The organism is Gardnerella greenwoodii 00703Dmash (assembly GCF_000263635.1).
GTDB classification, from domain to species: Bacteria; Actinomycetota; Actinomycetes; order Actinomycetales; family Bifidobacteriaceae; genus Bifidobacterium; species Bifidobacterium greenwoodii.
Window position 1 is genome coordinate 89649 of sequence record NZ_ADEV01000009.1, and the last position, 12893, is coordinate 102541.

Consider the following 12893-nt stretch of genomic DNA (forward strand, 5'->3'; position numbering starts at 1 on the left):
TATCGCATCATGCAATCTACGCGAGTGCTTAAAAATCAACAAAATGAGACATTAATGCAGAAACGGTACTGCGTTAGTGTCTGAAGATTGGGGTTATGGGACTCTGCTGCAGAAACCGTACTGCACTAGTGTCTGAAAGCATACAAATTAGACGCGCGTTGGCAACTTGTTATACTCCGTAGGTTTAAGGAAATGACCAGTTTCCGCTTGTCAGCTTCCGCTTACACACTTATGTTGACAGCGTGTGATTACATAGTTGTAGATATGATAGTTTAGCAATTTGAACCCCGGCTTCGGCTGGGGTTTATTGCTTATAAGAGAAAATGCGAATGATATTGAGAAATAATATCGTTCCAGCATTTAGAGGAGGCTTAGCAAGTGCATAGTCATAACGGAGTAACTTCAACTAACAGCATTGATTCGCACTCAATAAGCGCCAACACTAACGCAAGTACCGCTGCCAACGCTGGCGTCAACACCAACGCAAGTACCGCTTCCGCTACCAACGCGAGCACCAACACCACAACCACTTTCAACGCAAACGCAGCTTCCCAAGCAGCTGCAATCCATGCAAGTCACACTCACCAGCATCGCTTACTTCTTACTCTTTCTCTTACTTCAATCGTATTTTTTGCCGAAGTAATAGGCTCTTTCCTCACGAATTCTCTTTCGCTTCTTATTGACGCAGGTCACATGCTTACGGATATTTCCGTTCTTGCAGCTTCAACTGTTACTGCAATTCTTATGCGCCGCCGTCCAAGCAGTAAGCGCACGTGGGGTTGGGCTCGTCTTGAGGTTATTACTGCTGCAGCCGGTGCTCTTATTTTGCTAATTGTTGGCGTATACGCTCTTGTTGAAGCTGGAATGCGTCTTTTTGGCAACGGTCACCAGGGAATTCACGATGTAAATCAGCTGCTTTTCTTTGGTATTCTAGGCCTTGCTGCAAATCTTGCTTCGCTTGTAATTCTTATGTCTCAATCGCAAGACAATATGAATATGCGAGCTGCCTTCCTTGAGGTTATGAACGATGCTCTAGGTTCTGTGGCGGTTGTAATTTCTGCAATCGTTATGATGAGTACCGGTTGGTCTGGTTTTGATGCTTTAGCCGGCGCGATTATTGCTATTCTTATGATTCCTCGCGCTCTAAAGTTACTTAAGAATGCTATTAAGGTTCTTCTTGAACAAACTCCAGAAGGTCTTGATTTAGATAAAGTGCGTGAGCATTTAGAGCATGTGCCACATGTTCTTGCAGTGCACGACTTGCATGCTAGTACCGTTTCTACTGGTTTGCCTATTTTTATGGCTCATGTTGTTGTCGATCCTAACATGACTATGGCTCAATGTTCTCAGGTGCTTTCCCAGCTTCAGGACTGCTTGCGCGAGCATTTTCCTGTTTCTGTTTCGCACACTACATTCCAGTTGGAACCAGAAGGCTATACTACTTCAAGCGCTTCTGAGCATCACGAGTAATAGTTTGAAGCATTTAGCTACTATTTAAATGCCATTTAGCTACTATTTAACTGTGTTGTATTCATTTTTGAAGTAAAGTGTAAATATGCCTTTAAAAGAATTAATTGATAATCCGCACAGCGAGCGCGTGCGTAGGCTTGTAGCGTTGGGCCGAGGCAACTCGCATGATTTTAAGCGTTTTTTGGTTGAAGGTCCGCAAAGTGTGCGTGAGGCTGTTCGCTACGCTTCAGATTCAATAAGTGATATTTACGTTACTAAAGATGCTTGTATAAATAATGAAGAAGAAACTAACCAATCTTCTTCTTTGCAAGCAATTATTAAAGAAGCGTTATCTAAAGATTTATATGTTCATCCTGTTGAATCAAGTATTATGCAAAAAATAAGTTCTGATTCGCAGGGAATTGTCGCTGTTAGTGACGCGCAATTTTTAGATGAGACTTACTTAGGCGAGTTTAAGAATTTGCAAAAGTCCGTTCGTACAGAAGACTCTGTGTTAGCAGGCAATACAAATAATCCTCTTTTAATTGCAGCTTGCTGGCAGGTAAGAGATCCTGGTAATGCGGGTGCGATTATTCGTGTTGCAGATGTTGCAGGCTGCGATGCTGTTGTTTTTGTTGACGATTGCGTAAGTCGTTGGAATACTAAGCTTGTGCGTTCTACTGCAGGCTCGCTATTTCATCTTCCTGTAGTGCAATTAAGCGTTCAAGACTGGTTTGATTACGCTAAAAAATCAAATATTCGCGTTATTGCAGCAGATATTTACGGAACTGATCAGCTAAAACCTGTGCCTTTTCCAAAGATTCTTGCAAATACTGAGCTTACCAGCTCTTCTTTAGCAATCTTATTTGGCAACGAAGCGCGTGGCCTTCCTCAAGAAATATTGCAGCAAGTTGACAATATTTCGATTATCCCAATCTACGGTAAAGCGGAATCAATGAACCTTGCAACAAGCGCAGCAGTAATGCTTATGGGCTTGGCTATGTCTAGTCATGAGCGAAAAATATAGCTTTGGGCAGTATTTTTAACAGTGCATAGAACATAACGAAACATGTGTGATACGCGTAATACAGATAGGAAGGGTGCTGTGACCGATAATAAGCCATTCGACGTTAAAGCTGTAACTCAAGCAGTCAAAGAAGGTATTGCTCGTGCTGCTGCAGCTCAGAACATGGACGAGTTAAAGGCGGTGAAAACTCAATATGCTGGTGCTCAGTCAGTGATGACTCTTGCAAGCAAGGCTATTGGTTCATTGCCTGCAGATCAAAAGAAGGAAGTTGGCAAAGTAATGTCAACTTTGCGAGCTGATTTTGGGCGCGCGTTTGCTCAAGCTTCGGAGCGTGTTAAATCTGCTGAAGAAGCACGTATGCTTTCTGCTGAAACGGTTGATATGTCTCTTCCGGTGAATCGCAAGCCTCTTGGTGCTCGTCATCCAATAGCTCGCATTATTGAAGATTTTGAAGACTTTTTCGTTTCTATGGGTTGGCAAATTTCTGCAGGACCAGAAGTTGAAACTGAATGGTTTGATTTCGATGCTTTGAATTTTGGTCCAGATCATCCTGCTCGCCAAATGCAAGATACTTTCTACGTTCAGGGAAATCAAGCTAAGGATGCTGCAGGCTTTGTTGGCTCAAACATGGTTTTGCGCACGCAGACTTCTTCGGATCAGGTTCGCGCATTAATTGAGCGAGGCGTCCCTCTTTATATTGCTTCCCCTGGTCGCGTATTCCGCACAGATGAGCTTGATGCAACTCACACTCCAGTATTCCACCAGTGTGAAGCTTTGGCTGTAGATAAGAACTTGACAATGGCTGACTTAAAGGGTGTTCTTGACCGTTTGGCTGTTGCAATGTTTGGCCCAGATGCTAAAAGCCGTTTGCGCCCAAGCTACTTCCCATTTACTGAGCCTAGCGCTGAGCTTGATTTGTGGTTCCCAGATAAAAAGGGTGGCCCAGGTTGGATTGAATGGGGTGGCTGCGGTATGGTCAACCCAAATGTTTTGAAGTCTGCAGGTTTAGATCCTCAAGTTTACACTGGCTTCGCTTTTGGTGTTGGTTTGGAACGCACTTTGCTGCTTCGTCACGATATTAACGATATGCATGATTTGGTTGAAGGCGATAAGCGCTTCGCACAACAGTTTGTAATGGGGGAGTAAAACTCATGCCAATGGTAGATATTGACTGGCTTAAAGATCATGTTGAAGTGCCAGAAGGTTTAACTTACGAGCAGCTTGCTAAGGATTTAGTGCGCGTAGGTTTGGAAGAGGAAGAAATTCATACTTCTCAGGTTACCGGCCCGATTGTTGTCGGTTACGTAGTAGATGCCACTGCCGAACCGCAGAAAAATGGCAAAACTATTAATTGGTGCCATGTTGATGTTGGTGAAGAATACAACGATGTTGATGAGAACGGTAATAAAGTTCCTCGTGGCATTATTTGTGGCGCTCCAAATATGGCTGCAGGTGAAAAGGTTGTTGTAACTCTTCCTGGCGCTGTTCTTCCTGGCGATTTTAAGATTGAGCCTCGTAAGACTTACGGTCACATTTCTAACGGAATGTGCGCTTCTGAGCGTGAACTTGGTTTAGGAGATAGTCATAACGGCATTATTTTGTTGCGTGAATATGGATTCTCCAAGGCTGAATATGATGCTTTAAAGCCTGGCGATGACGCTATGGAATTGCTTCATCTTAATAAGCCAATTTTGGAGATTAATATTACGCCAGATCGCGGTTACGCTTTTTCATATAGGGGTGTTGCTCGCGAATACCATCACTCAACCGGCGCATCTTACACAGATCCTGCAATAGCTCTTAATGAGCAAGCTGCAAAAGTTATGGAATCTCAGGACCATAAATCTGCAGATATTGAGGTAAGCATTGAAGATACGAACCCAATTCACGGTGTTCCTGGATGCGATCGTTACTATGCTCGTGCTGTTAATAATTTCAGCTCAGATGCTAAAAGCCCTCATTGGATGCAGCGTCGTTTAACTCGTGCAGGAATGCGTAGCATTTCTCTTGCTGTTGATGTTACTAATTACGTAATGCTTGACTTAGGTCAGCCGTTGCATGCTTACGATTTGGATAAAATTGAGGGTCCTATTGTTGTTCGTCGTGCGCATTCTGGTGAACATCTTACGACTTTAGACGGTAAAGATCACGAATTGCACGTTGAGGATTTGGTTATTTGTGATTCTCCTCGTGGAAATCACGGATCTCGTGTTCTTGGTTTGGCTGGCGTTATGGGCGGCATGTATGGCGAAGTAACCAGTGAAACTAAGAATGTTTTGATTGAAGCAGCTCACTTTGATCCTGTATCTATTGCTCGAACTGCTCGTCGTCATAAGATTCCTTCTGAAGCTTCGCGTCGCTTTGAGCGAGGGGTTGACACTGAGTTGCAACCTGCTGCAGCTCAGATGGCTTCAAACCTTTTGGAACAGTTTGGTGGCGCTCAGCCATCTTCTTATCCAAATGATGTTAATAATACTCAGTCTCGCAATGTGATTGTTTTCAAAGCTGATGAAGTTAAGCGTGTTGCTGGTCTTGATCTTGATTTGAACCGTATTAGTGACATTCTCACAGATATTGGTTGCTCTGTTGCAGGTGGCGGGAATGGCTCATTCTCAGTGCTTCCTCCAACTTGGCGTCCAGATTTGAATGAGCCTTGCGATTTGGTTGAAGAAATTGCTCGACTTGTTGGTTACGACGAGATTCCTGTTAAAGTACCTGCAGTTCCTATTGTTGGAAGAACTGGTTTAACAGAAAAGCAGGCAACTCGTCGCGCCATTGCTTATGAGCTTGCAGAAATGGGCTTAGTTGAATCTTTAAGCTACCCATTTGTTGGTGAAGAAGATATTAAAGCCTTCCGCGAAGATGTTGATGAAGTTGACAAGGTAAGTGTTCGTATTGCCAATCCTTTGGCAGGAGATCGTCCTTGGCTTCGCAGATCAGTTCTTATGACTTTAGCGGGAACTGTTCGTCGTAATCTTCGTCGCGGCTTAGATAATATTTCAATGTATGAGCTTGGTCATGTTTACTTTAGTGATCCAAACGCTCCTGCAATTCCTGCTCTTCCTGGTTCTGTGCGACCATCTAATGCGGAACTTGCTGCATTAGATGCAGGTTTGCCGGATCAGCCTTTGCATGTTGCTGCTCTGCTTACAGGTCATGCTGAAGAAACTGGTTGGCTTGGAACTCATCGCGATGTTGACTGGAGCGATGCTGTTGAAGCAGTTCAACGCTTAGCTAAGCGCATTGGTGTTCAATTTGTGCTAGATCAATTTAACGCTGAAGATGCTCCTGTTTCTTGGCATCCAGGCCGCAGTGCTAGCGTTTGTGTAATTGCTCAAGACGGCTCTAAAGTTTCTATTGGCGTTGTTGGTGAATTGCATCCTCATGTGTGCGACGCTTTGGATCTTCCAAAACATTCTGCAGCGTTCGAGCTTGATTTGACTTCTTTGTTTAACAATATGCAAATGAAGCCAGTTCAAGCTAAGCCGATTTCTACATTCCCACCAGTTAAGCAAGATTTTGCGTTCACTGCTCCTGTTTCTCTGAAGGCTCAAGTTTTGCAAGATGTAATTGAAAAAGCTTCAGGCGATTTGTTCGAATCTGTTGAGCTTTTTGACGTTTATGAAGGCGAGCAGTTAGGTGAAGGCTTGCGTTCTCTTGCATATTCTGTAACCTTTAGAGCTGCAGATAGAACTCTTTCTGGTGAAGAAATGGAAGCAGTTCGTAAGGAGATTACAAAGTCCGCTGCAGCATTGCATGCAACTTTGCGCGTATAAAACTGTATTAAATAGCATAATGCGATTGTAATTCCATATTTTATTGGTTTTGCAGTCGCATTATTCTGTTGTTATAACAAATTTTTTGAAATAAATTTCATATTTCGTAGATATTTACGCATGTAATCGTATATATTTATGTATAAATGTTTTTTATGAAAGGTTCTGTAAAAAATTATGATTAATTCTAGACAGGATGCTGAAGTGGACGATGACGGAGATGTTGTTTTTAAGCAACAACGTCCTTCTACAAAAGCTGCTAGATTAGATGCTATTGAGCAAGCTTTGCTGTCTGAGGTTATTACGTCTCAGTCTCAGCTTTCTAAGGTTCTTGCTCTTCACGGTTTTAATGTTACTCAAGCTACTTTAAGCCGCGATTTGGATGAGATGAATGCTGTTAAGATTCGTTTAACAGACGGCAGGATTGCTTACGTTTTGGGCGATGGCACTGGAAATCGTCACGCAATGGATACGGTTCGCATAGATCAGCAGGTTGCTCGAACGTTATCTGGTCTTGTTACGGAAGTTGCTCACGCAAATAATATTGTTGTAATTCATACTCCATCTGGAGCCGCACAGTATGTTGCTAGTGTTATAGATCGCCAGCCTTTGAAGGGTATTTTGGGCTCTGTTGCAGGAGATGACACTGTTATTATGGTTTGCGTTTCCAATGAAGAAGCGGAAGAAAGAGCAAACTGGATGCTTACTGTTGCATCTCGCTAATTATAAAAGATGTTAGCTTAAAATTTATTTGCGAAAATTTATTCGTGAATATTTATATTTATAACGTGTACAGTGCGAGTTGGGCTGTACACGTTTTTATATGTATAAGTATAATTTCTAAATTTTTATGTATTTTTTCAAGTAATTTAACAAAAAAATAAAAATACAACAATTTTCGACATGTCTATTGCGTTTATCTTGTGTGTATAATATGCTCTATATTGTTTAGTTATACAAAGCGCTGCATATGGAGGTAACATGAATACTAATAAGCGCATTGTTTTGGCGTACTCAGGCGGCTTGGATACTTCTGTAGCAATTCCTTACTTGAAAGAACAAACCGGACAAGATGTTGTTGCTGTATCTCTTAATGTTGGTCAAGGCGGTGAAGCTCTTGATGCAATAAAGAAGCGTGCATTAGCTTGCGGTGCAGTAGAATCCTATGTTGTTGATGCAAGAGATGAGTTTGCCAACGATTATTGCATGCTCGCTTTGAAAGCAAATGCAATGTACGAAGACGTGTATCCTCTTGTTTCTGCGCTATCTCGTCCACTGATTACAAAGCATTTAGTGCATGCAGCGCACGAATTTGATGCGGATACTATTGCTCATGGTTGCACTGGAAAGGGAAACGATCAAGTTCGTTTTGAAGTTGCTATCAAATCCTTAGATCCACAGTTAAAAGCAATCAGTCCTATTAGAGATTTGTCACTTACTCGTGATGTTGAAATCGCTTTTGCAAATAGTCACCAGCTTCCAATTGAGCAAAGTAAGAAAAGCCCTTACTCAATTGATCAAAACGTTTGGGGTCGTGCAATTGAAACAGGTTTCTTGGAAGATCCTTGGAATGCTCCAACAGAAGAGTGCTATTCTTACACGCAAAATCCTATGGAGTCTCAAGAGCCTGATGAAGTGACTATCACTTTTGAAAAAGGTGTTCCAGTTGCTATTGACGGTCATAGCGTAACTCCTTTGCAAGCTATTGAAGAAATGAACGCAAGAGCAGGCGCTCAAGGAATCGGTCGAATTGACATTATTGAAGATCGTTTAGTTGGCATCAAGTCTCGCGAATTGTATGAAGTTCCAGGCGCTCAGGCTCTTATTACTGCACATCAAGAGCTTGAAAACTGCTGTTTGGAACGTGAACAGCACAGGCTAAAGCGTGATCTTGATAAAAAGTGGGCAGAATTTGTTTACGACGGTCAGTGGTTCTCTCCAGTTGTGCGTTCTTTGAATGCGTTTATTAACGAAACTCAGGAACATGTTTCTGGCGATATTCGAATGACTATGTACGCTGGAAAGGCTGTTGTTACCGGTAGGCGCTCCGAAGAGTCTCTGTACGACTTTAACTTAGCTACGTACGATTCTTCCGATACTTTCGATCAGCGTGCTTCCAACGGTTTTATTGAAATTTACGGATTGTCAAATACTGTTGCTGCAGCTCGTGACATGCGCGTTTCAAAAAACAATTAATTTGGATTTGAGGTAATAATGATTTCGCACGATACAACAAAAAACGCTAGCAATCCGATTGCATTGTGGGGCGGGCGTTTTAGCTCCGGCCCATCTAAAGAGCTTGCTGCATTAAGCAAATCGACACAGTTTGATTGGCGATTAGCTGATGATGATATTGCAGGATCCAGAGCTCACGCGTTTGCGTTGTATCGTGCAGGTCTTCTTAGCAAAGAAGAGTATTCAGAACTGATTTGCTCATTAAACGAATTGCAAAAGCAAGTTGATTCAGGAACTTTTACTCCTATTGAAGAAGACGAAGATGAGGCAACTGCGTTAGAGCGAGGATTGCTTGAAATTGCTGGAAGCCAGTTAGGAGGAAAGCTTAGAGCAGGTCGTTCTAGAAATGATCAGATTGCAGCGCTTATACGCATGTTCTTGCGCCGACATGCTCGATTTATTGCAAAGCTACTTCTAACAGTTTGCAAAGCTCTAATTACTCAGTCAAAAAATGCAAAAGATGCTGTAATGCCAGGTAGAACTCATATGCAGCATGCTCAACCTATTTTACTTGCGCACCAATTAATGGCTCACGTTTGGCCACTACTTCGCAACATTCAGAGACTTATAGATTGGGATTCACGAGCAAACGAAAGCCCTTATGGTGCTGGAGCTTTAGCCGGAAACACTCTTGGTTTAAATGCTGACGGCGTTGCTAAAGAGCTTGGTTTTGACGCTGTTTGCGCAAACTCTATTGACGCAACTGCAAGCAGAGATATTGTTGCTGAATTTGCATTTATTTCAGCAATGATTGGCGTTGATATTTCACGGTTAAGTGAAGAAATTATTATTTGGAATACGCAAGAATTTGCTTTTGTGCGCTTGGACGACGCTTATTCAACCGGTTCTTCTATTATGCCTCAGAAAAAGAATCCAGATATTGCAGAGCTTGCAAGAGGAAAGTCTGGCAGATTAATTGGCGACTTAACAGGATTGATGGCAACTCTTAAAGGTCTTCCTACTGCTTATGCTCGAGATCTTCAAGAAGATAAAGAAGCTGTTTTTGACCAAATTGACACTTTAGAAGTGCTACTTCCAGCATTCGCGGGAATGCTAAAAACTATGCAGTTTGATTTTAAGCGTCTTCGTGAGCAATCAGCCACAGGTTTTGCGCTCGCAACAGATATTGCAGAATGGCTGGTAAAACAAGGTGTTCCATTCCGCAATGCTCATACTTTGTCTGGTTTGTGTGTAAAGCGAGCAGAAGAAATTGGCGGAGATCTTGCTGATTTAAGCGACGATGATTTTGCGAATATTTTAGACGGATTTATTGATTGCAGCCAAATTACTAATCTTAGAAAGCTGCTTTCAAGTGACGGATCTGTTGCGTCTCGTTGCACTAGAGGTGGAACTGCGCTTGTGCGAGTTCTTGAACAAATAAATGAAGCTGAATCTAAAGTAAATGAATATAGTAAGTTTGCTTCTTCTGCAAGTGACGGTTCTGCTTATAGTTCATCTTCAAAATAATATTGTGCAAAATTGAAATATTGTGATTATAGTTTTGACGGCTTTATAGTAGTGTCTGCCTGTACTGCAAAAATTAAAAGGCTTGCGGACGCGCATAGCGCCCGATATTTCGGAATTTTTGCAATAAGGAGATACGAATGGCTCAGGTCAGGAATTACAAGGAAGCAGGTTTTGCTTCTTTGTTTGAAGAGCTAAAGTGGCGTGGATTGATTTCTCAATCTACAGACGAGAAACAGCTTGCTCAAGCACTTGACGGAGAACCATTAACGTATTATTGCGGCTATGATCCTACAGCTGCATCTTTGCATATTGGAAATCTTGTTCAGCTTATTAACATGCGCCACTTGCAGGCAGCAGGTCATCATCCTATTGCGCTTGTTGGTGGAGCAACTGGCTTGATTGGCGACCCTCGTCAAAGCGGTGAGCGAACTTTAAATTCTAAAGATATTGTTGCTGCATGGGCTGAACGCTTGCACAATCAGATTGGACGTATTCTTCCTCTTGATGGCGAAAATCCTGTTCGTTTTGTTAGCAATTACGACTGGGTTTCTAAGATGTCTGCTATTGATTTCTTGCGAGATGTTGGCAAAAACTTCCGCGTTGGCACAATGATTGCTAAGGATATTGTTGCTCGTCGCTTGAACTCAGATGAAGGTATTTCTTTCGCAGAGTTTAGTTACCAGGTTTTGCAAGGAAACGATTTCTTGTATCTCTTCGATAATTACAATGTTACTTTGCAGCTTGGTGGATCTGATCAGTGGGGTAATTTGACTTCTGGTATGGATCTTATTCGTAAGGTTCGCGGAGCTTCAGTAAACGTATTTACTAGCCCGATTATTACGGATAATCAGGGACGCAAGTTTGGTAAGTCTGAAGGCAACGCAATGTGGCTCGACCCAACAATGTTAAGCCCATATCGTTTCTACCAGTTCTGGTTTAATCAGCCTGATGATGAAGTTGTTAAGTTACTTAAAGTTTTCACATTCTTGCCAAAGAGTGAGATTGAGCGTTTAGCCCAGCAAATTCAGGAAGATCCAGGAAGCCGTGAAGCTCAGCGTGTGCTTGCTTGGGAAGTTACTAGCTTTGTTCATGGTGAAGATTTAACCAACCAAGCTATTGAAGCTTCTTCTGCACTGTTTGGCCGTGGAGATTTGCAGAATATTGACGAGCAGACTCTTGAAGCCGCTTTAGATGGTGTTAAAGTAAAGTCAGAAGACGGTAGCTTAGATTTTGCGAAGTCTCACAATGGGGATCGTATTGTTGAAGCTGCGGTTGCTGCAGGTTTGTTCCGCACGATTTCCGAAGCTCGTCGCGCTATTGAAGCTGGCGGTTTGTATCTAAATAATGAACGTGTTGAAGGCGTTGACGATGTTCTTTCTGATGCTTCCTTCTTGCACGGCCGTTTTGCTTTGCTTCGCCGCGGTAAGAAAGCTATTGGTGCTGTAGAGCGCGCATGATTTGTTTTTAATATTAGATTAATATTATTTTATTGTTTATTAGAATTTGAAAGGTATGCCGATAATGGGCGAAGAGCGCGGATCACGTAGTGGCAAGTCGTTTGGTAATCGTGGTAATTTTGGCCATCGAAACGGTGGTAAAAGTGGCGAAAGACGCGGTGGTTTCCATAAAGATGGATTCCACAAGAGTGGTTCTAAGAGAAGTGGTTTCCGCTCTGAAAATCGCGATGGAGAACATCGTTTTAACCGTAATCGTCGCTTTGATGATCGCCGTGATGATCGTCGTTCACGCGATTTTGAGCATAGCGGTGAAGAAGGCGGAAATCCGCGCTACAAGAAGTTTGATGGTGAAAAACGTTTCGACCGTCGAAATAATCACAACGAGAATCGCAGAGAAAATAATCGCGGTGGAAACTTCCGCAAGGATTTCCATAAAGATTCCAGAAGTGATTTTGGCGATAATCGTCGTGATAATCGCAGCGAAAATCGTCGCTTTGACGATCGTCATAATAATCGTTACGATCGCAATGACCGCAATGACCGTTACGAACGCAATAATCGCAATGAAAATCGTCGATTCGACGAACATCGCAGCTCTGAGCGTCGAAACAGCAATGCGCATGGCAATGTCAGATTTGAAAATGGACCTCGTCGCAATTCTGACGGAACAGTTTCATATCCATCACAAAACCCTTATACCGCGCGCCGTCCTGGCGAGCCTAAAATGCCAAAGGGCCTAGAGTGGGCAATGCTTTCTAAGGAAGACCGTGAGCGTTTGCGTGGACTTTCCAAAGAGCATGCTGAAAATATTGGTCTTCATATTCTTGCAGCCTACGTTTTGCAGGAAGAGAATCCTGATCTTGCTTTGGAGCACGCAAAATGGGTTGCTAAGCAGGCTTCAAGAATTGATTTTGCCCGCGAAACCTTAGCTTTTGTAGCTTATCGTCAAGGTGATTACAAGCTTGCAGCTAAAGAATTCCGCACTGCAATGCGCATGAACGGTTATCTAGACTACCTGCCATTTATTGCAGATTGCGAGCGCGGCATGGGCAATCTCGATAAAGCTTTAGAGATTTGCATGTCAGATGAAGCAAAAAGCCTTAAGGGCGAAGTTAAAGCCGAAATGTTCTTAGTGTACGCAGGTGTTTTGTTTGATACTGGTCATTCAGATAAAGCTATTGATCTCGTTCATGCAATGGGCCGTTCAAAGGGCTTACCTGGAGAGTATCGTATGCGTGCCGTTCAAGCTGAGCAGTACTTCTTAGAAGAAGCAGGCAGAAGTGATGAAGCTGTAGAATTAGAATCTTTGCTTGACAGTCTTGAAAATCAGTATGCTGATGCTGACGATGACGATATTAACCCAGATGATATTGTTATTGACTACGATTTGGAACATTTGAACGACGCCATGATGGATGAGATTGGTGTAAGTGAAGATGATTGCGAATTCGCTCCAGAAGAAGATGAATCTGAGGATTAAAA

At 42.6% G+C, this 12893-nt stretch carries 9 protein-coding genes; all 9 read left to right on the plus strand.

Annotated elements, in window-relative coordinates:
- Positions 1–564 precede the first annotated feature (564 nt).
- The 9 genes from NG78_RS01900 to NG78_RS01860 all read left to right on the plus strand — a co-directional run bounded on the left by NG78_RS01900 (position 565) and on the right by NG78_RS01860 (position 12891).
- Complete coding sequence (locus NG78_RS01900) at positions 565–1470, plus strand: cation diffusion facilitator family transporter (protein WP_230454156.1); 906 nt, start codon at positions 565–567, stop codon at positions 1468–1470.
- Positions 1471–1555: 85 nt separating this feature from the next.
- Entirely contained in the window at positions 1556–2476 is a 921-nt protein-coding gene (locus NG78_RS01895) for a TrmH family RNA methyltransferase (protein WP_004134889.1), read from the plus strand.
- A 42-nt stretch (positions 2477–2518) separates the two neighbouring features.
- On the plus strand, positions 2519–3622 hold the full coding sequence (gene pheS / locus NG78_RS01890; protein ID WP_050543424.1) for a phenylalanine--tRNA ligase subunit alpha: 1104 nt from the start codon (positions 2519–2521) through the stop codon (positions 3620–3622).
- Positions 3623–3627: 5 nt separating this feature from the next.
- Entirely contained in the window at positions 3628–6252 is a 2625-nt protein-coding gene (gene pheT / locus NG78_RS01885; RefSeq protein WP_004134892.1) for a phenylalanine--tRNA ligase subunit beta, read from the plus strand.
- 177 nt (positions 6253–6429) lie between these two features.
- Positions 6430–6975 carry an arginine repressor gene (locus NG78_RS01880; protein ID WP_004134894.1) on the plus strand — a complete coding sequence of 182 codons (546 nt, stop codon included), beginning with the start codon at positions 6430–6432 and terminating at the stop codon, positions 6973–6975.
- Positions 6976–7233: 258 nt separating this feature from the next.
- Positions 7234–8448, plus strand: a complete 1215-nt coding sequence (locus NG78_RS01875) for an argininosuccinate synthase (protein WP_004134896.1) — start codon at positions 7234–7236, stop codon at positions 8446–8448.
- Positions 8449–8466: 18 nt separating this feature from the next.
- Complete coding sequence (argH, locus tag NG78_RS01870; protein WP_004134898.1) at positions 8467–9954, plus strand: argininosuccinate lyase; 1488 nt, start codon at positions 8467–8469, stop codon at positions 9952–9954.
- A gap of 137 nt (positions 9955–10091) precedes the next feature.
- Positions 10092–11411 carry a tyrosine--tRNA ligase gene (tyrS, locus tag NG78_RS01865; protein ID WP_004134900.1) on the plus strand — a complete coding sequence of 440 codons (1320 nt, stop codon included), beginning with the start codon at positions 10092–10094 and terminating at the stop codon, positions 11409–11411.
- A 64-nt stretch (positions 11412–11475) separates the two neighbouring features.
- Positions 11476–12891 (plus strand): tetratricopeptide repeat protein, encoded by a 1416-nt coding sequence (locus NG78_RS01860; protein ID WP_004134903.1) that lies wholly within the window; start codon positions 11476–11478, stop codon positions 12889–12891.
- Positions 12892–12893: the final 2 nt, after the last annotated feature.

Excerpts from the sequence above, each read along its gene's own strand:
- tyrS (WP_004134900.1), top strand. The coding sequence starts at position 10,092 with ATGGCTCAGGTCAGGAATTACAAGGAAGCAGGTTTTGCTTCTTTGTTT.
- NG78_RS01880 (WP_004134894.1), top strand. The coding sequence starts at position 6,430 with ATGATTAATTCTAGACAGGATGCTGAAGTGGACGATGACGGAGATGTT.
- NG78_RS01875 (WP_004134896.1), top strand. The coding sequence starts at position 7,234 with ATGAATACTAATAAGCGCATTGTTTTGGCGTACTCAGGCGGCTTGGAT.
- NG78_RS01860 (WP_004134903.1), top strand. The coding sequence starts at position 11,476 with ATGGGCGAAGAGCGCGGATCACGTAGTGGCAAGTCGTTTGGTAATCGT.
- pheS (WP_050543424.1), top strand. The coding sequence starts at position 2,519 with ATGTGTGATACGCGTAATACAGATAGGAAGGGTGCTGTGACCGATAAT.
- argH (WP_004134898.1), top strand. The coding sequence starts at position 8,467 with ATGATTTCGCACGATACAACAAAAAACGCTAGCAATCCGATTGCATTG.
- pheT (WP_004134892.1), top strand. The coding sequence starts at position 3,628 with ATGCCAATGGTAGATATTGACTGGCTTAAAGATCATGTTGAAGTGCCA.
- NG78_RS01895 (WP_004134889.1), top strand. The coding sequence starts at position 1,556 with ATGCCTTTAAAAGAATTAATTGATAATCCGCACAGCGAGCGCGTGCGT.